This window comes from Streptomyces sp. 2A115, assembly GCF_052245575.1.
Taxonomy (GTDB): domain Bacteria; phylum Actinomycetota; class Actinomycetes; order Streptomycetales; family Streptomycetaceae; genus Streptomyces.
On record NZ_JBQQCG010000084.1, the window covers coordinates 11,933 to 29,904 of the forward strand.

At 71.9% G+C, this 17,972-nt stretch carries 14 protein-coding genes; 5 read left to right on the forward strand and 9 right to left on the reverse strand.

The window, feature by feature from the left end:
* Positions 1 to 96: 96 nt before the first annotated feature.
* The gene (locus tag ACTWQR_RS44600) at positions 97 to 1,536 is read left to right on the forward strand and encodes a regulator (protein ID WP_443233028.1); all 1,440 of its coding nucleotides are present in this window, start codon (positions 97 to 99) and stop codon (positions 1,534 to 1,536) included.
* 155 nt (positions 1,537 to 1,691) lie between these two features.
* Here ACTWQR_RS44600 and ACTWQR_RS44605 read toward each other — a convergent pair whose 3' ends face one another.
* The gene (locus tag ACTWQR_RS44605; RefSeq protein ID WP_443233029.1) at positions 1,692 to 3,062 is read right to left on the reverse strand and encodes an NAD(P)/FAD-dependent oxidoreductase; all 1,371 of its coding nucleotides are present in this window, start codon (positions 3,060 to 3,062) and stop codon (positions 1,692 to 1,694) included.
* Between the two features lie 224 nt (positions 3,063 to 3,286).
* Positions 3,287 to 4,186: a TIGR01777 family oxidoreductase gene (locus ACTWQR_RS44610; protein WP_443233030.1), complete on the reverse strand. Its 900-nt coding sequence runs from the start codon at positions 4,184 to 4,186 to the stop codon at positions 3,287 to 3,289.
* Between the two features lie 94 nt (positions 4,187 to 4,280).
* Here ACTWQR_RS44610 and ACTWQR_RS44615 point away from each other — a divergent pair, with 94 nt between their 5' ends.
* Entirely contained in the window at positions 4,281 to 4,769 is a 489-nt protein-coding gene (locus tag ACTWQR_RS44615; RefSeq protein ID WP_443233031.1) for a GNAT family N-acetyltransferase, read from the forward strand.
* 60 nt (positions 4,770 to 4,829) lie between these two features.
* Here the strand turns inward: ACTWQR_RS44615 and ACTWQR_RS44620 are convergent, their stop codons facing one another.
* Positions 4,830 to 6,014 (reverse strand): MarP family serine protease, encoded by a 1,185-nt coding sequence (locus ACTWQR_RS44620; RefSeq protein ID WP_443233032.1) that lies wholly within the window; start codon positions 6,012 to 6,014, stop codon positions 4,830 to 4,832.
* 271 nt (positions 6,015 to 6,285) lie between these two features.
* Between ACTWQR_RS44620 and ACTWQR_RS44625 the strand changes: the two genes are divergently transcribed.
* The gene (locus tag ACTWQR_RS44625) at positions 6,286 to 7,038 is read left to right on the forward strand and encodes a peptidoglycan recognition protein family protein (protein ID WP_443233059.1); all 753 of its coding nucleotides are present in this window, start codon (positions 6,286 to 6,288) and stop codon (positions 7,036 to 7,038) included.
* Between the two features lie 120 nt (positions 7,039 to 7,158).
* Positions 7,159 to 7,428 (forward strand): hypothetical protein, encoded by a 270-nt coding sequence (locus ACTWQR_RS44630; protein ID WP_443233033.1) that lies wholly within the window; start codon positions 7,159 to 7,161, stop codon positions 7,426 to 7,428.
* A gap of 66 nt (positions 7,429 to 7,494) precedes the next feature.
* On the opposite strand, the gene ACTWQR_RS44635 is transcribed toward ACTWQR_RS44630, so the two are convergent.
* Positions 7,495 to 8,013, reverse strand: coding sequence for a DUF4240 domain-containing protein (locus tag ACTWQR_RS44635; RefSeq protein ID WP_443233060.1), 519 nt, complete (start codon positions 8,011 to 8,013; stop codon positions 7,495 to 7,497).
* A gap of 182 nt (positions 8,014 to 8,195) precedes the next feature.
* Between ACTWQR_RS44635 and ACTWQR_RS44640 the strand changes: the two genes are divergently transcribed.
* Entirely contained in the window at positions 8,196 to 9,164 is a 969-nt protein-coding gene (locus tag ACTWQR_RS44640; protein WP_443233034.1) for an SDR family oxidoreductase, read from the forward strand.
* Here the strand turns inward: ACTWQR_RS44640 and ACTWQR_RS44645 are convergent.
* The 5 genes from ACTWQR_RS44645 to lpdA all read right to left on the reverse strand — a co-directional run bounded on the left by ACTWQR_RS44645 (position 9,148) and on the right by lpdA (position 17,883).
* Positions 9,148 to 10,137, reverse strand: coding sequence for a helix-turn-helix transcriptional regulator (locus ACTWQR_RS44645; RefSeq protein ID WP_443233035.1), 990 nt, complete (start codon positions 10,135 to 10,137; stop codon positions 9,148 to 9,150). The two genes, ACTWQR_RS44640 and ACTWQR_RS44645, sit on opposite strands and share 17 nt — an antisense overlap.
* A 416-nt stretch (positions 10,138 to 10,553) precedes the next feature.
* A complete protein-coding gene (aceE, locus tag ACTWQR_RS44650) occupies positions 10,554 to 13,256 on the reverse strand; it encodes a pyruvate dehydrogenase (acetyl-transferring), homodimeric type (RefSeq protein WP_443233036.1) in 2,703 nt (900 codons plus the stop codon).
* 322 nt (positions 13,257 to 13,578) lie between these two features.
* A complete protein-coding gene (locus ACTWQR_RS44655; RefSeq protein ID WP_443233037.1) occupies positions 13,579 to 14,217 on the reverse strand; it encodes a GntR family transcriptional regulator in 639 nt (212 codons plus the stop codon).
* Between the two features lie 407 nt (positions 14,218 to 14,624).
* Positions 14,625 to 16,436: a 2-oxoglutarate dehydrogenase, E2 component, dihydrolipoamide succinyltransferase gene (sucB, locus tag ACTWQR_RS44660; RefSeq protein ID WP_443233038.1), complete on the reverse strand. Its 1,812-nt coding sequence runs from the start codon at positions 16,434 to 16,436 to the stop codon at positions 14,625 to 14,627.
* A gap of 58 nt (positions 16,437 to 16,494) precedes the next feature.
* Positions 16,495 to 17,883 carry a dihydrolipoyl dehydrogenase gene (gene lpdA, locus ACTWQR_RS44665; protein WP_443233039.1) on the reverse strand — a complete coding sequence of 463 codons (1,389 nt, stop codon included), beginning with the start codon at positions 17,881 to 17,883 and terminating at the stop codon, positions 16,495 to 16,497.
* Positions 17,884 to 17,972 lie beyond the last annotated feature (89 nt).

Below are 17,972 nucleotides of genomic sequence, written 5' to 3' on the forward strand. Positions count from 1 at the left end.
ACGAGGCCATTCATGGCTGCTCAAGCAAGGCGGCCGACCTCGTCCGGGCCTGTTCACGCAGGCCCCTAGCCCGGAAGGCAGGAGTTCGCACCGCAGATGACGGAACGACCCGCGCAGCGCACCCCCAACCGTCAGCTCGCCGCACTTATCGCAGAAGCGGGGTTCTCCAACGCGGGGCTCGCCCGTCGAGTGGACCAGCTCGGCCTCGAACACGGGCTCGATCTCAGATACGACAAGACATCGGTGACCCGCTGGCTGCGCGGCCAGCAGCCCAGAGGCACCACGCCCGCGCTCATCGCCGAGGTCTTCACACGCCGCCTCGGTCGTCGGCTCAGCGCGCAGGACCTCGGGCTCGACGCCTGCGCCCCCGTCTACGCCGGGCTCGAGTTCGCCGCCACGCCCGAGGAGGCCGTCGACATCGTCGGCGGGCTGTGGCGCAAGGACTCCGGAAGCCACGCGGAGCTGCGCAAGATCGCGTTCACCCCGGCCGGACTCGTCGTGCCCAGCCGGGACTGGCTGATCGGGCGGGCCGACGACCGAGTGGGCCGCGGCGACACCGGCGCCGCGCGGGTGCCCGGACAGGGCCGGCCCGCCGTGCCCCGGCAGCGCACCCAGACCGAGCGCGGGCCCGGGCAGCGGGTGACCGGGGGAGACATCGCGGCTCTGCGCTCGGTCGGGGAGCTGTTCCGGGCCCTCGACCACGCGTACGGCGGCGGGCACGCCAGGCAGGCCCTGGTGCGCTACCTGGAGCACGAGGCGGAGCCGATGCTGCGCGGGACCTACGGCGAGCAGACCGGGCGTCGCCTGTTCGCGGCCGCGGCCGATCTCACCCGCCTCGCCGGCTGGACCTCGTACGACATCGCCGCGCACGGCCTGGCCCAGCGGTATTTCGTGCAGGCGCTCCGGCTCTCGCAGGCGGCGGGGGACCGGGCGTACGGCTCGTACGTGCTCGTGACGATGAGTCGACAGGCCGTCTATCTGGGCCACGGCCGGGAGGCGGTCCAGCTGGCCCGGGTCGCCCAGCAGGGCGTGGGCTCGTCCGCGCCGCCCGTCGTGCAGGCGCTGCTGCACTCGGTCGAGGCACGCGGGCACGGCGTCCTGGGCGAGGTGCGGGCGGGCACGGCCTCACTGGTGCGCGCCGAGCGGGCACTTGAGTCGTCCAGGCCCGGTGACGAAGTCCCGTACTGGGCGCGCTTCTTCGACGAGGCGCAGCTCGCGGACGAGTTCGCGCACTGCCACCGCGACCTCCAGCAGTACCGCGCCGCCGCCCAGCACGCCGAACGCTCCCTCCAGCTCCGGGCCCCCGGCTACGCCCGCAGCCGCCTCTTCTGCCGCGTCGTCCTCGCCACCGCCCGCCTCGGCCTCGGCGAACTCGACCAGGCCTGCCAGCTGGGCGCGGAGGCGGCGGCCCAGTCCGCTGAGATGCGGTCGGTGCGCGCGATCGAGTACGTACGCGACTTCGAACGGCGCCTGGAGCCGTACCGGGACGCGGCGCCGGTGCGGGGGTATCGCGACAAGGTCGCGGCTCTTGGCTGACGGCTCGCTCCGCGGGGAGAGCGGTATTTGGGCCGCGGGCCGTCTGTGGCTGATCGCGCCCACGCGGCGGAGCCGGATATCGATGCAGCCCCGCGCCCCTGCCGGGGCGCGGGGAACTGCCCGAGAGGGGACCCTCACGCCGGGCTCCCGCCCGCCTACGCGGCCGTCCGGGTCGATAACGGGGCGGCCGTGAACGCCGAGTTGGCACCGAGGTCCGTCAGGACGGCCGCCGCCGCTCGGTGGCCCGAGTGGAGGGCGCCCTGGACCGTGCTCGTGTCGCGGTGGTCGCCGCAGACGTACAGGCCGGCGAGGAGGCGGACCGGGCGGCGGAGGTCGTGCGGCGCCGGCATCGCGGGGACGGCCTCCGGGGTGTGGTGGACCGCGAGCAGCTCCCAGCGGTGCGTGGCGGTGCCGTAGAGGGTGGCCAGATGGGCGCGGACGGTCCGGTCCGCGTCCGCGGGCGGTGCGCCGAGGATCGTGGACGAGATCAGGGCGCGGCCCGCGGGGGCGCGGGACGGGTCGACCTGGCTGATGACGGCGGTGTGGGCCACCGGGCCGCGACGGTCCGCGTCCAGGAGCAGCGCCGCCTCCGCGGTCGGCGCCTCGTCGGCCGTGTGGTGCACCACCGTGACCGGGTGGAACGTCGGCACCCGCAGGCCGGGCAGCAGCTCGGCGGCGGCGCGGGCGCCGGTCGCCACCAGGAGGGAACGGCAACGGAGTTCACCGTGGTCCGCCGTCGTCACCGAGGTCGTGGACACGGAGGTGACGCGCACACCGGTACGTACCGTTCCGGGCGGCAGGGCCGCCGCGAGCAGCTCCGGCAGGGTGTCGGCGCCGCCCTCCGGGACGCACAGGCGGCCGGACGCGAAGGCTCGCAGGGCGAGGTCCGCGCACCGGCTGGACGTCGTCAGATCCGGGTCGCAGAGCAGTGCGGCGAGGAGCGGGCGCAGAAAGCCCTCGACCGTACGGGCGGGCATGCCGCGAGCCGCGAGAGCGCGCCCCGCGGGGCGCTCGGGCCGGGCCAGCAGCCGCTCCACGGGGACGGTCGCGATCCGCCCGAGGGCCGCGGCGAGCCGGGCCTGGTCGAGGGCGCCGCCGAGCGGTGGGAAGGCCCGCGACACGGGCGCAGCTGCGGCCTGGGCCGCCTGCCGGGGCCGTCGGGAAGGGCCCACGAAGGCGCGTGCCACGTCCAGTGCGCTCCGTGCGCCCCCTGCGCTCGCGGGCTCGCCCGCGCGGTGGGTGCGCCCGTCGGCGTGGACGAGAACGCCCGGGGCGAACGTGCGCAGGGTGAGGACGTCGAGACCCGGCGTCCGACGCAGCTCGGGATAGGACGTGGAGAGCAGCTGGCCGATGCGGTCGAGGCGGAAACCGTCGACCTTCTCGGTCGTCATACGGCCGCCCACGTAAGGGGCGGCCTCCAGGACTACGGTCGTTACACCTGCGCTGTTCAGCCGATGGGCGGCCGAGAGTCCCGCGACCCCGGCCCCCACGATGACGACGTCCGCCTGATACGCGGGCTCAAGCACGTGCCCCTCCCCGAGGTCGCGCGGCTGCTGGGGACGTCATGCCCCCGACAGGCTTCCTAAATACCCGAGTTCGGGACGAGGGTAGGGCCGCGACCGGTCAGACGAAGTCGCGCATGAACAGGGCACGGTCGCACACCGGTCGCATGGGGGTGCGGCGGCGGGCTTGCGACTATGCCGGAGCCACCTGCCGACCGTCGGCCGCCGACCGCCGACTCGCGAAGCGGCTACGCCCGCGCCGCCCGGATCGCTTCCTCGATCCCCGGGAACGCGAACGTGAAGCCCGACTCCAACAGCCGTGCGGGAAGCACCCGTTGGCTGCCCAGCACGTCCCCGGCCATCTCGCCGAGCACGAGCTTGAGCACGGGCGCGGGCACCGCGAACAGCGTGGGGCGGTGCAGCACGCGGCCCATGGCGGCCGTGATCTCCCGGTTGGTGAGCGGCTCCGGAGCCGTCAGGTTGAAGGGACCCGACAGTGACTCCGTGTCGAGCAGATGCCGCAGCGCGGCCACCTCGTCGTGCAGCGCGATGAAGCTCCAGTACTGTCGCCCGTCGCCGATCCGCCCGCCGAGCCCCGCCTTGAAGAGCGGGAAGAGCCGCCCCCAGGCGCCGCCCTTCGCCGCCACCACGAGCCCGGTCCGCGCGAACACGGTCCGAACCCCGGCCTCTTCGGCGGGCGCCGCCGCCTCCTCCCACTCCACGCACAGCGAGGGCAGGAACCCGCCGGCGGGAGGCGCGCTCTCGTCCACGGCCCGCTCGCCGGTGTCTCCGTAGATGCCCATCGCGCTGCCGTTCAGGAAGACCTGCGGCGGCCGGTCGAGGGAGGCGACGGCCTCCGCGAGCGCGGCCGTGCCGAGCACCCGGCTGTCGCGGATCCTCCGCTTGTACGCGTCCGTCCAGCGGTGGTCGCCGATCCCGGCACCCGAGAGGTTCACGACGGCGTCGCAGCCGGTGAGCCCCGCCGCGTCGACGTACTGTCGCTCGGGGTCCCACTCGACCTCGTCCTCAGCCCGGGCCGTACGGCGCACCAGCCGCACCACCTCGTGCCCGTCCGCGGTCAGCGAGCGCACCAGCGCCGTACCGATGAGGCCGGACGCGCCGGCCACGGCGATTCGGGAAGGTTCCATGGCCCCATCCTCCGTCAGGCACGCCGCGAGCACCGCGCACGGGGTGCCCGGAATACCGGACGGCCCGGCGCACCCCGGTCGTAAAGTGACCTCCATGCCCGAGCCGCTCATACGCACCGCCCTGCCCGACGACGAAGAGGCGCTCGGCCGTCTCGACCGCGCGACCTGGTCCTATCTGCACGCGGTCGGGCCTCGGGAGCAGCCGCCGTACGAGCCGTTCTTCAACGAGCGCTTCGGGCCCCGCGATCACCTGGTCGCCGAGGTGGGCGGGCGCGTCATCGGCTACGTACGGCTCGGCTTCCCCACCCCGCTCGCCTCCAACGCGCACGTACGGCAGATCCAGGGCCTCGCCGTCGCCGACGAGGCACGCGGCAACGGCGTGGGCCGCGCGCTGATCCGCGCGGTGATCGAGCGGGCCCGCCGCCAGGGCGCGCTCCGGATCACGCTGCGCGTCCTCGGTCACAACACCCCGGCCCGCAAGCTGTACGAGTCGGAGGGCTTCGTGGTGGAGGGGATCCAGCCGGGGGAGTTCTTTCTCGACGGGGAGTACGTGGACGACATCCTCATGGGGCGCACCCTCTGACTCATGGGGCGCACCCGTTGACTCACGGGGCGCACCCGCTGAGTCCGACCGGCCCGAGGTTCAGGACGTGACGAGGTCTCCCGTGTCCACCGGGGACTTGGCCCGCGCCGCGCTCTGGGCGTCGTCCGCGACCTCGTCGGCGGTCAGGACGTAACCCGTCTCGCTGTCGCTCGTGGAGCGGGCGAAGACGACCCCGTACACCTTGCCGTCGGTGGTCAGCAGGGGGCCGCCGGAGTTGCCGGGGCGGACGGTGGAGCGGATGGAGTAGATCTCGCGGGTGACCGTGTCCGAGCCGTAGATGTTCTGCCCCCTGGCGTTGATCTTGTTCGCGACGGTGGCGGCCTGGAGGTCCAGGCCGCCGTCCTCCGGGTAGCCCGCGACCACGGACGCGTCGCCGCGGGCCGCGCTGTCGTCGAAGGGCAGTACGGGAGCGTCGAGGCCCGGTACGTCGAGTACGGCCACGTCCTTCTCGGGGTCGAAGAGGACGACCCTCGCCTCGTACGCCCGGCCCGTGCCGCCCACGCGTACGGTCGGATCGTCGATGCCCGCCACCACGTGGGCGTTGGTCATCACGTGCTCGGACGCGAACACGAAGCCGCTGCCCTCGCGGCCCTGGTTGCCGGAGACGCCCTCGACCTTCACGGTGGAGCGCATCGCGGCCTGCTGGGCGGCCGTGGTGACGCTGTCCCCGGACGGCTTGGCGACGCTGGCGGTCGGTTCGTTCTCGAAGGGGTTGAAGACCTGCGGGAAGCCCGCCTCCGTGAGGGCCGAGGTGGCGTGGGAGAACCAGGCCGGCGTGGTCTCCGGCATGGTGTCCTGCACCGCGCCCAGCAGCGCGGAGTTGCGGATCGACGAGGTGACCACCGGGGAGGCGGACGCGCCGAGGACGCTCGCCGCGACCCACGCCACGATCAGCACGGCGACGGTGTTGGCCGCGGCCCCGCCCACACCGTCGGCCACGCGCAGGGGGCCCTGGTCCAGCTCACGGCGCAGCCGAAGGGCCAGCCGTCCCGCCAGCTCGTGGCCCACCGCGGCGGGCACCAGCACGGTGAGCACCGCCGTGACCGTCGCCGTCGTGGTCCCCGCCGTCACCAGGTCCATCGCCCAGGGCAGCACCCATACCCCTATGACGGCACCGCCCACGAAACCGGCCAGGGAGACACACCCCGCCACCAGTCCGCGCCGGTAGCCGGACGCCGCATAGCCGAGGATCACCAGCAACAGCACGATGTCGAGCAGGTCCACGGAGCTCCCTTTCTCTTGGGCCTGGCCCTTTAGTACGCGCCGGGCAGGCCCAGTGATCAGGTACGCGCGCGTGGAACCGGAAAACCGGCACGCGCGCGTGGACCTGTAGAAACGTCCCGGACCGGGGCGTTGGTTCCACCGGGTGGCACAGCACACATCGCGGACGGTCCGGGTGTCCCGGAGAGTGGATCTCATGTGTGTCCTCCGGTCCCCGAACCCGCGACGCGCCTGGGGCGTGCCGCGGGGGGTGGGGGGCGGCGCCGGGCGGCGGATGCCGTATGCGGCGCGCGTCGCGCTCGCCTGTTTTCCCGGGCTCGCGGCCGTCGTCGCGCTCGGCCTCTGCGCCGTGGGCGTCGACCGGACACCGGGCGACGCCGGACGGCCCGCCGCGGCACGGGCCGCCGCGGGGCATCAGGCCGCGCGGCCCGCCATCGTGCCGAGGGAGCGCTGGCTGGGCGACGCCGCCTACACACGGCCGCCCACCCGGTACGCCGACCGCGTGACCGCCGTGTTCGTGCACCACACCGACTCGCCGAACGGGTACGACTGCGCGGACGTGCCCCGGATCATCCGCTATCTGTACGCGGGGCAGGCCGGCGCACGGCACTGGGACGACATCGGCTACAACTTCCTCGTCGACCGCTGCGGCACGATCTACGAGGGCCGGGCGGGCGGCACCGACCGCCCCGTCGTCGGCGCGCACACCCAGGGGTTCAACGTCGGCACGACAGGCATCGCGGCGATAGGGACCTTCACCGCCGGAGTGCCGGTCCCGAAGGCCATGACGGACGCCATAGGCGCCGTCGCCGCCTGGAAGCTGGGCCTCGCCGACATCGACCCGCGCGGGTCGGTACGGCTCGTCTCCACCAACAGCCTGAGCAGGTACGCGGCCGGCACTCCCGGGACCTTCACGGCCGTCTCGGGCCACACCGACGGCTACTGGACCGCCTGCCCGGGCGCGGCCCTGACGGCCAGGCTGCCCGAGATCAGACAACACGCGGCGCGCCTTCAGGGCCGGCGGTAGTGCCCACGCCGCGACACCGGGGTCGGCGCCCCGTCTCACAGATACGCCACAGCTGCCTCACCGATCACTCCGAGCCACGCGCCCTAGCGTCGAAGCACGCACTGACTGGAGGTGGGGATCATGAACAGTCACACGAAGCAGCAGTATCGGAAGCAGCAGTCCCGCAAGCAGCAGTTCCGGCGTATGTCCCTGTGGGCGCGGACCTTGCGGAGTCAATGGACCGTGGCCTGTGTGGTGGCCGCCGTCGTGGTGGGGCCGTCCGCCGCCACCGCGTCCGCGCTCGACCGGGCCAACGAGGCGCCCCCGCACAGCGCGCCGAAGACGGCCTCGGCCCTGGTCCCGGGTTCGGCCGAGGGCCGGGTCACGGGTTCGCGCGGGCGCTCCTGGTGAGAGCGCCGGGAGGCCGTTCCGGCGGTTCCGTCAGTCCTCGCGTCAGCCCGCACGTCAGCCCGCGTGTCAGTCCGCGAACCGGTCCCACAAGCGCGGGAAACGTTCCGCCAGCAGGGTCTGGTTCTCGAGGTCGAGCGGGGCGCCCAGCGGCTCCGGCGGCGCGGGCGGGATGCCCAGGTCCGGTGCGACGACGCCGGTGAGCTGCTCGTACGCCTCGTCCGCCGCGTAGCCCAGCTCCTCGCCGTCCCCGTCGACCTCGTCGTCGAAGTCCGTGAGGAGGTCGGCGAGCTTGTCGGGATCGTGCACGGCCCCCTCGTACACCTCCCGGCCCTGGCCGATCAGCCAGCAGCGGAAGAAGTCGAAGGCGTCGTCGCTGGCCCCGTCGAGCAGGATCCAGGCGGCGCCCCACAGGTCCCAGGTGTACGCGCGGTTGTAGCGGGCCTCGAAGTGACGGGCGAAGTCCAGGATCTCCTCCGGGTCCAGCTGGAGGAGCCGCTCGACGAGCAGGTCGGCCTGCTCCTCGGGGTCACCCTCGGCGGCCTCGCGGGTCGCGTCCACCAGCTCCCAGAACTCCGTCTCGTCCATCACGGGACAAGCATCGGGCCTCTGCCCGGCCCGCGCACCCGGGGGCGGGCGGATCGTTATGTGCGCACATGCCGCAGGAATGGCCGAAGGGAATGCCCGGTGGAGACACGGGCGGAGAAGCCGGTGGGAGGTCGGCGGAAAGTACGACAAGAGATGTCGGCTTTCGGCGGGATGCTCGACGTATGGAGACAACACAGGGGACACCGCAGAGAACCGCACAGCCGCTCGAGGGAAGGGTCGCCCTCGTCGCGGGCGCCACGCGCGGAGCCGGGCGGGCCATGGCCGTGGAGCTGGGGCGTGCCGGCGCCACGGTGTACGTGACGGGACGGACGACTCGCGAGCACGTCAGTGAGGTTGGCCGACCCGCCGAGACCATCGAGGAGACGGCCGAACTGGTCGACGCGGCCGCCGGGGCCTCCGGCCGGGGGATCGCCGTACCGACGGACCACCTGGAGCCGGAGCAGGTGCGGGCCCTCGTCTCGCGCGTCGACCGGGAGCAGGGACGGCTCGACATCCTCGTCAACGACCTCTGGGGCGGCGACGTCCACCTCGACTTCTCGACGCCGAAGCAGCCGAACATGTGGGAGATGGATCTCGACAGGGGACTGCGGGTGATGCGCCTCGGCATCGAGTCGCACATCGTGACCAGCCACTGCGCGCTGCCGCTCCTGATCCGTAACCCAGGCGGCCTGCTCGTCGAAGTCACGGACGGCACCGAGGAGTTCAACCGCGGCTACCGCAAACCGTTCTTCTACGACCTGGCCAAGACGACCCCGATCCGCATGACGCACGACCTCGCGGAGGAGCTGAAGGAGTACGGCTGCACGGCCGTCTGCCTCACGCCGGGCTGGTTGCGCTCCGAGGCGATGCTCGACACCGCCTTCCACGTGACCGAGGAGAACTGGCGGGACGCCTGTGCGCAGGCGCCGCACTTCGCGATCTCCGAGTCGCCCACCTACATCGGACGGGCGCTGGCCGCGCTCGCCACCGACCCGGACGTGGCGCGCTGGAACGGGCAGTCGCTCTCCAGCGGCGGCCTCGCCAAGGAGTACGGCTTCACGGACGTCGACGGCTCGGCCCCCGACGCCTGGCGCTACATGACGGAGGTCGATCAGGGGAGCAGCACCGCGGACGTCACGGGCTATCGGTGATCCGCGCGTAGTACGCCGCCGTCCGGGCCGCCGCCTGAGCGAAGCGTTCCCGGAGAACGGGCGGCTCCAGGACCTCCACCTCCGGGCCGAGGGCGAGGAGTTGGGTGTACGCGACGTCGTGCGACTCCACCGGCAGCGTGATCGTCACCCGGCCCTCGTCGTCGGGCTTGCCGGTCTCGGCCAGGGCCTCCCGTGCCGAGAGGGGGTCGACGACGTGCCTCAGTTGGCGCGCGCCCGTCTCGGTGAGCCGGACCACGACCGTCGCCCGCAGGATCGAGCGCGCGAACTGTACGGCCCGCTCCGCCCAGAAGCCCGGCAGGTCGAACGCCTCGTCGCGGGCGAAGCGTTCGGCGTCGGCCTCCACCGCCGTGAACCGGTCGATGCGGTAGACCCTGAAGGAGCCGGGGTCCGGGACGCGGGCGCACACGTACCAGACGCCTGCCTTCAGCACGAGCCCGTACGGCTCCAACTCCCGCTTCACGTCGGCCTCTTGACGTCTGTAGCGGGCAGTGATCCGGCGGTCGTCCCACACCGCCTCCGCGATCGCGGGCAGCAGTTCGGGCGTCTTCGGCTCGGCGAACCACGCGGGTGCGTCCAGATGGAAGCGTTGAGTCGCGGTGTGCGGGGCGTCCCGGAGGGAGGGGAGCAGGGCGGCGGACACCTTCAGCCGGGCGGCCGAAGCGGCGTCTTCCAGCCCCATCTCCCGCAACGCTCCCGGCACGCCGGACAGGAACAGCGCCTCGGCCTCACTCCGTGCCAGGCCCGTCAGCCGGGTCCGGTATCCGCCGATCAGCCGGTATCCGCCGGCCCGGCCGCGGTCCGCGTACACCGGCACGCCCGCCTCCGACAGCGCCTGCGCGTCCCGCGTGATCGTCCGCTCGGACACCTCCAGCTCCCGTGCCAGCTCGGCGGCGGTCATCGAGGGCCGGGACTGGAGGAGCAGCACCATCTTGATGAGCCGGGCAGCACGCATACGTTCATGATGCCGGGTGCCTCCGGCGGTTGGGCGGTTGTTTGCCTGCGGGTGAGTCGGGGCTTGTCGCGCAGTTCCTCGCGCCCCTGGGTTGGTTGTGGGGCGGGGCCGCGCCGGGACATCCGAGCGCCACTCTGAGGTAGTCGGGTCGGCCGGGAAGCGCGGCGCTCGGACATCCCGGCACGTCCCCTCACGCCGAGGGCCGGGTGCCGGCCGGTGGCGGCTGAGGTTTTTCAGGGGCGCGGGGAACTGCGCGCTCAGCCCACGAGGTCCGGCAGTGTGAGAACCGACCTGAGGCCCCGATCTTTTAAGGGGCGCGGGGAACTGCGCGACCAGCCCCCACCCACCCGCACCCGAACGACAGCAGAGGGACACGTCGGCCGGAGCCGACGTGTCCCTCTGCCCGAGCGAGAAAACTAGAGCCCGTACCGCTCCCGGGCCTCCTTCACCGCCGAAGCCTTGACCTCACCGCGCCGGGCCAGCTGCGCCAACGCGGCGACGACGATCGACTGGGCGTCGACGCCGAAGTGGCGCCGAGCCGCCGCACGGGTGTCGGAGAGCCCGAAACCGTCGGCACCGAGGGAGGAGTAGTCCTGCTCGACCCACTGGGCGATCTGGTCGGGTACCTGGCGCATGTAGTCGGAGACGGCGAGGACAGGTCCCTCGGCGCCGTGCAGGGCCTGGCGCACGTACGGGACCCGGTCCTCGCCGCGCAGCAGAGCCGCGTCGGCGTCGAGCGCGTCACGCCGGAGCTCCGTCCAGGACGTGGCGGACCACACGTCCGCCGACACCCCCCACTCCTCCGCCAGCAGCTTCTGCGCCTCAAGGACCCAGTGAATCGCCGTACCGGAGCCGAGCAGCTGGATGCGCGCGGCGTTGGCGGCGGGCGAAAGACCCGCGGACTCGGCCGTGTTGAAGCGGTAGAGCCCCTTGACGATGCCCTCGTCGACGCCGGGGCCGGCCGGCTTCGCGGGCTGCGGCAGCGGCTCGTTGTAGACGGTGAGGTAATAGAAGACGTTCTGGTCCTCGCCGGGCGCCGCCTCGCCGTACATCCGGCGCAGACCGTCCTTCACGATCGTCGCGACCTCGTACGCGAACGCCGGGTCGTATGTGAGGGCGGCAGGGTTCGTCGCCGCGATGACGGGTGAGTGGCCGTCCGCGTGCTGGAGGCCCTCGCCCGTCAGCGTCGTACGGCCCGCCGTGGCGCCGATCAGGAAGCCGCGGCCCAGCTGGTCGCCGAGCTGCCACATCTGGTCGGCCGTGCGCTGCCAGCCGAACATCGAGTAGAAGATGTAGAAGGGGATCATCGCTTCGCCGTGCGTGCTGTACGCGGTGGACGCGGCGATGAAGTCCGCCATCGAACCGGCCTCGGTGATCCCCTCGTTGAGGATCTGGCCGTCCTTGGCCTCCTTGTAGTACATCAGCTGGTCGCGGTCGACCGGCTCGTACGTCTGGCCCTTGGGTGAATAGATGCCGAGGGAGGGGAAGAGCGATTCCATGCCGAAGGTGCGTGCCTCGTCAGGGACGATCGGCACCCAGCGCCTACCGGACGTCTTGTCGCGGACCAGGTCCTTGACCAGGCGTACGAAGGCCATGGTCGTCGCCAGGTTCTGCGAACCCGAGCCCTTGTCGAACGACGTGAACGTCTTGTCGGCGGGGGCTGGAAGGGGCGCGAGTGCGTGCGTACGGCGAGCGGGGGCCGGGCCGCCCAGGGCCGCGCGGCGCTCCTGGAGGTAGCGGACCTCGGAGGCGTCGGCGCCCGGGTGGCCGTAGGGGACCACGCCGTCCACGAACTGGCTGTCGGAGATGGGCAGTTCGAGCAGATCACGCATCTGCTTGAACTCGTCCGTCGACAGCTTCTTCATCTGGTGGTTGGCGTTCTTGGACGCGAAGCCCTGGCCGAGCGTGAAGCCCTTGACCGTCTGCGCCAGGATGACGGTGGGTGCGCCCTTGTGTTCGACCGCCGCCTTGTAGGCCGCGTACACCTTGCGCGCTTCGTGACCACCGCGGGAAAGGTGGAAACACTCCAGGATCTTGTCGTCGCTCAGCAGCTTCGCCATCTCGGCGAGCGCCGGGTCGGAGCCGAAGAAGTCCTGGCGGATGTAGGCGGCGTCGCGGGTCTGGTACGTCTGCACCTGAGCGTCGGGTACTTCGCGGAGGCGGCGGACCAGGGCGCCGGTGGTGTCGAGCTGGAACAGCTCGTCCCAGGCGTTGCCCCACAGGGACTTGATGACGTTCCAGCCGGCGCCGCGGAACTGGGCCTCCAGCTCCTGCACGATCTTGAAGTTCGCGCGGACCGGGCCGTCGAGGCGCTGCAGGTTGCAGTTGATGACGAAGGTGAGGTTGTCGAGCTCTTCGCGGGAGGCGAGAGCGAGTGCCGCCGTCGACTCCGGCTCGTCCATCTCGCCGTCGCCGAGGAACGCCCACACGTGGGACTGGGAGACGTCCTTGACGCCGCGGCTGGTGAGGTAGCGGTTGAAACGTGCCTGGTAGATGGCCGACAGAGGGCCCAGGCCCATCGATACCGTCGGGAACTCCCACAGCCAGGGGAGGCGGCGGGGGTGCGGGTACGACGGCAGGCCGTTGCCTCCCGCCTCCTGGCGGAAGTTGTCCAGGTGCGCCTCGGTGAGGCGGCCGTCCAGGAAGGCTCGGGCGTAGATGCCCGGGGAGGCGTGGCCCTGGATGTAGAGCTGGTCGCCGGAACCGTCGGCTTCCTTGCCCTTGAAGAAGTGGTTGAAGCCCGTCTCGTAGAGCCAGGCGGCGGAGGCGAAGGTGGCGATGTGGCCGCCGACGCCGTGTTTGCTGCCCCGGCTCACCATCGCGGCCGCGTTCCAGCGGTTCCACGCGGTGATCCTGCGCTCCATCTCCTCGTCGCCGTCCACGGTGGGCTCGGCGGCGGTCGGGATGGTGTTGACGTAGTCGGTCTCAAGCAGCTTGGGCAGCGCGAGGCCGTTGCCCTCGGCGCGTTCCAGTGTGCGGCGCATCAGGTACGCGGCACGGTGCGGCCCGGCCGCCTTGGTGACGGCGTCCAGGGAGGCCTGCCATTCGGCGGTCTCCTCCGGGTCGCGGTCCGGGAGCTGGTCGAGCTCGCTCGGCTGGATTGCGGTGGGGTCGGTCATTGCGCCGCCTTCCGGATGCGGAGGGGGGTTCCCTCATCGGCAAGGGGTTCTCGGGGGGTGCCCTTGGTCTTGGCAGGACAGGGCGGCGGGCTCTGGTGGAAGCCCGTCAGAGACCTTAACTCTCTGATCGATGATCGATCAAAGGGTTGAGGGGCAAAACATCTTGATCACGAGAAAGTAGGCACCCCGTGCCTTGGCATCAGGCACCGCGTGCCTCGTTTACGCAGGTGAGGGCGCGGATGGCGTACGTCTGAGCGGGGCTCCGCTCCGGTGTGGAGCGTCTCCGGGGGCCACGAACTCTCCGGGGGCTGCCCTCCGGGGACTACGAGGGCTCGCTGCCCGTACGCGGCGCGCATCCCAGGACATGCGCCTTCACCAGCTCCGCGATCAGTGGATCCCGGCGCCGGAACGCCTCCACGAGTGCCTCGTGCTCCTCCGCGTACGACTGCTGCACCGTCCCCAGCCACCGGATCGACAGCGCCGTGAAGACCTCGATGCCCAGGCCCTCCCAGGTGTGCAGCAGTACGGAGTTGCCGGCGGCGCGCACCAGCTCGCGGTGGAAGGCGACCGTGTGGCGGACCTGGCCCGTGCCGTCGGCCAGGCGGTCGGCCTCGTACAGGGCGGCGACGTGCGGTTCCAGTGCCGAGCAGTCGGCGGCGAGGCGGTCGGCGGCCAGCTCGGCCGCTATGGCCTCCAGGCCGGCTCGTACCGGGTAGCTCTCCTCCAGGTCGGCCGCCGTCAGGTTCCGTACGCGTACGCCCTTGTTGGGGGCCGACTCGATCAGGCGCAGGGACTCCAGCTCACGCAGGGCCTCCCGGACGGGCGTCTGGCTGACCTCGAGCTCCGTGGCGATCCGCCGCTCCACGATCCGCTCGCCCGGCTTCCAGCGGCCGCTCACGATCCCCTCCACGATGTGCTCGCGGATCTGCTCGCGTAGCGAGTGGACGACGGGCGCGGTCATGAGGGCTCCTTAGCAGGGGGCACTCGACGAGCCCCTAGGGCATTGACGTCTCGACAATAAGGCCGGGTTCGGCACGGGGAGACTCGGACGGGGGCGCTTTCGCGCAGGTGAGACGAGACTTACACGCTGTCAGAGCGCCGTTTTGTGTCAAGCCCCGTACCGGAGCGGCCCGTGGCTGCCACAGGGCTGTCACCCCGGGAACGGGGGAGCGCGCCCGCGCTGTGCGGGTCGTTTCGGCTGTCGGCCGGTCGTGGCCGGTCGCGCCCGCGCGGTCGGAGCCGCATATCGAGACAGCCCCGCGCCCCTCTCGGCGCGCGGCCCCGCCTCCCGTCGGAGGCACCGCCGTGGACGAACGACGGTGCCCCGCCCGGAAGAGTCCGGGCGGGGCACCGTACGAACGACGTGGCTTACAGGCCGAGCTCGACCTCGAACTCGCCCGCCTCCAGGATCGCCTTGACCGCCGTCAGGTAGCGGGCGGCGTCGGCGCCGTCCACCAGACGGTGGTCGTAGGAGAGCGTCAGGTACGTCATGTCGCGGACGCCGATGACGGTGCCCTCGGCGGTCTCGATGACGGCCGGACGCTTGACCGTGGCGCCGATGCCCAGGATCGCGACCTGGTTCGGCGGCACGATGATCGTGTCGAAGAGCGCGCCGCGCGAGCCGGTGTTGCTGATGGTGAAGGTCGCGCCGGACAGCTCGTCCGGAGTGATCTTGTTCGCCCGGACCTTGCCCGCGAGCTCGGCGGTGGCCTTGGCGATGCCGGCGATGTTCAGGTCGCCCGCGTTCTTGATGACCGGGGTCATCAGGCCCTTCTCCGAGTCCACCGCGATACCGATGTTCTCGGTGTCGAAGTAGGTGATCGTGCCCTCGTCCACGTTGATCCGGGCGTTGACGGCCGGGTGGGCCTTCAGCGCCTGGGCCGCAGCCTTGACGAAGAACGGCATCGGGGAGAGCTTGACGCCCTCGCGGGCCGCGAAGGAGTCCTTGGCCTGGCCGCGCAGCTTCATCAGCCTGGTGATGTCGACCTCGACGACCGAGGACAGCTGGGCCTGCTCGTGCAGGGCCTTCACCATGTTGTCGCCGATGACCTTGCGGATGCGGGGCATCTTGACGGTCTGGCCGCGCAGCGGGGAGGCCTCCAGGACCGGTGCCTTCTTGGCGCCGGCAGCCGGTGCGGCAGCGGCCGGAGCCGGTGCGGCCGCTGCGGCCTTCGCTGCCTCGGCGGCGGCGATGACGTCCTGCTTGCGGATACGACCGCCGACGCCGGTGCCCTTGACGGCGGCCAGGTCGACGCCGTTCTCGGCGGCGAGCTTGCGCACCAGCGGGGTCACGTACGCACCCTCGTCGGTGGGCTGCGCGGCGGCGGGAGCCGGCGCCGGGGTCACCGGAGCGGCAGGCGCGGGTGCGGCGGGCGCGGCCTGAGCGGCCGGGGCCGCAGGCTGAGCCGGAGCGGCCGGAGCGGCCGGAGCGGCCGGAGCGGCCGGAGCGGCCGGAGCGGCCGGAGCAGCGGGGGCCGGAGAGGCGGGGGTGGCCGGAGCCGGGGCAGCGGCGGCGGGCGCCGGAGCTGGGGTGGCCGGAGCCGGAGCGGCGGCCGGAGCCGCGCCCGGGGCGCCGATGACGGCGAGCTTGGCGCCGACCTCGGCCGTCTCGTCCTCGCCGACCACGATCTCGAGCAGCACACCGGCGGTGGGCGACGGGATCTCGGTGTCGACCTTGTCGGTGGAGACCTCGAGCAGCGGCTCGTCCTCCGCGACCTCCTCGCCGACCTCCTTGAGCCAGCGCGTGACGGTGCCCTCGGTGACCGACTCGCCCAGCGCGGGCAGTACGACATCGGTACCGGAGGCGCCACCGGCCGGAGCGGCGGGGGCGGGAGCGGGCTCGGCGGCGGGAGCCGGAGCCGCAGGGGCCTCGGCGGCCGGGGCCGGAGTGGGCTCGGGGGCAGGCTCGGCGGCCGGAGCCGGGGCGGCAGCGGGCGCGCCCGTGCCGTCGTCGATGACGGCCAGCTCGGCGCCGACCTCAACGGTCTCGTCCTCGGCGACCTTGATGGACGCCAGGACACCGGCGGCAGGAGAGGGGATCTCGGTGTCGACCTTGTCGGTCGACACCTCGAGCAGCGGCTCGTCGGCCTCGACGCGCTCGCCCTCGGCCTTCAGCCAGCGGGTGACAGTGCCCTCGGTGACGCTCTCGCCGAGCGCCGGAAGGGTTACGGAAACCGCCATGGTTTCGGTTGCTCCTTACGAATTTGCGGAAGTCTGTGGTCGTCGCGCCCGAGGGCTGTCAGTCGTGCGAGTGCAGCGGCTTGCCGGCCAGAGCGAGGTGGGCCTCGCCCAGTGCCTCACTCTGGGTCGGGTGAGCGTGGATGAGCTGCGCGACCTCGGCGGGCAGCGCCTCCCAGTTGTAGATCAGCTGGGCTTCGCCGACCTGCTCGCCCATGCGGTCGCCGACCATGTGGACGCCGACGACGGCACCGTCCTTCACCTGGACGAGCTTGATCTCGCCCGAGGTGTTGAGGATCTTGCTCTTGCCGTTGCCCGCCAGGTTGTACTTGAGAGCGACGACCTTGTCCGCGCCGTAGATCTCCTTGGCCTTGGCCTCGGTGATACCCACGGAGGCGACCTCGGGGTGGCAGTACGTCACCCGCGGAACGCCGTCGTAGTCGATCGGAACGGTCTTCAGGCCGGCCAGACGCTCCGCCACCAGGATGCCCTCGGCGAAGCCGACGTGCGCGAGCTGGAGGGTCGGGACCAGGTCACCGACGGCGGAGATGGTCGGGACGTTCGTGCGCATGTACTCGTCGACCAGGACGTAGCCGCGGTCCATCGCGACGCCCTGCTCCTCGTAGCCCAGGCCCTGCGAGACCGGGCCGCGGCCGACGGCGACGAGCAGGAGCTCGGCCTCGAACTCCTTGCCGTCGGCCAGAGTCACCTTCACGCCGTTCGCGGTGTACTCGGCCTTCGAGAAGAACGTGCCCAGGTTGAACTTGATGCCGCGCTTGCGGAACGCGCGCTCAAGAAGCTTGGAGGAGTTCTCGTCCTCGAGCGGGGCGAGGTGCTTCAGACCCTCGATGATCGTGATGTCCGTACCGAAGGACTTCCACGCGGATGCGAACTCGACGCCGATGACGCCGCCGCCGAGCACGATCGCGGACTGCGGGACGCGGTCCAGGACCAGCGCGTGGTCCGAGGAGATGATGCGGTTGCCGTCGATCTCCAGGCCCGGCAGCGACTTCGGCACGGAGCCGGTCGCCAGCAGGACGTGGCGGCCCTGGACACGCTGGCCGTTCACGTCGACGGACGTCGGGGAGGACAGGCGGCCCTCACCCTCGATGTAGGTGACCTTGCGGGAGGCGATCAGCCCCTGCAGACCCTTGTACAGGCCGGCGACGACGCCGTCCTTGTACTTGTGGACGGCCGGTACGTCGATGCCCTCGAAGGTGGTCTTGACACCGAACTGCTCGCTCTCGCGGGCCTGATCGGCGATCTCGCCCGCGTGCAGCAGGGCCTTGGTGGGGATGCACCCCCGGTGCAGGCAGGTACCGCCGACCTTGTCCTTCTCGATCAGGGCGACGTCCAGACCCAGCTGCGCTCCGCGCAGGGCCGCGGCATAGCCGCCGCTACCGCCGCCGAGGATCACTAGGTCGAAAACGGTGCTGGCGTCGTTCGCCACGTCACGTCCTCCATGCATGTGCGCCGTACGCCGGTCTGCGTCGACCGGGCGGCGGCTGGTGTCCGGCCGCTCTTTCTTCGGCCCTGTGG

What these genes read in the sequence shown, in the direction of transcription:
- ACTWQR_RS44600 (WP_443233028.1), top strand. Translation starts at nt 97, where the DNA reads ATGACGGAACGACCCGCGCAGCGCACCCCCAACCGTCAGCTCGCCGCA.
- ACTWQR_RS44610 (WP_443233030.1), bottom strand. Translation starts at nt 4,186, where the DNA reads ATGGAACCTTCCCGAATCGCCGTGGCCGGCGCGTCCGGCCTCATCGGT.
- ACTWQR_RS44615 (WP_443233031.1), top strand. Translation starts at nt 4,281, where the DNA reads ATGCCCGAGCCGCTCATACGCACCGCCCTGCCCGACGACGAAGAGGCG.
- ACTWQR_RS44625 (WP_443233059.1), top strand. Translation starts at nt 6,286, where the DNA reads ATGCCGTATGCGGCGCGCGTCGCGCTCGCCTGTTTTCCCGGGCTCGCG.
- ACTWQR_RS44630 (WP_443233033.1), top strand. Translation starts at nt 7,159, where the DNA reads ATGAACAGTCACACGAAGCAGCAGTATCGGAAGCAGCAGTCCCGCAAG.
- ACTWQR_RS44635 (WP_443233060.1), bottom strand. Translation starts at nt 8,013, where the DNA reads ATGGACGAGACGGAGTTCTGGGAGCTGGTGGACGCGACCCGCGAGGCC.
- ACTWQR_RS44640 (WP_443233034.1), top strand. Translation starts at nt 8,196, where the DNA reads ATGGAGACAACACAGGGGACACCGCAGAGAACCGCACAGCCGCTCGAG.
- ACTWQR_RS44645 (WP_443233035.1), bottom strand. Translation starts at nt 10,137, where the DNA reads ATGCGTGCTGCCCGGCTCATCAAGATGGTGCTGCTCCTCCAGTCCCGG.
- aceE (WP_443233036.1), bottom strand. Translation starts at nt 13,256, where the DNA reads ATGACCGACCCCACCGCAATCCAGCCGAGCGAGCTCGACCAGCTCCCG.
- ACTWQR_RS44655 (WP_443233037.1), bottom strand. Translation starts at nt 14,217, where the DNA reads ATGACCGCGCCCGTCGTCCACTCGCTACGCGAGCAGATCCGCGAGCAC.
- sucB (WP_443233038.1), bottom strand. Translation starts at nt 16,436, where the DNA reads ATGGCGGTTTCCGTAACCCTTCCGGCGCTCGGCGAGAGCGTCACCGAG.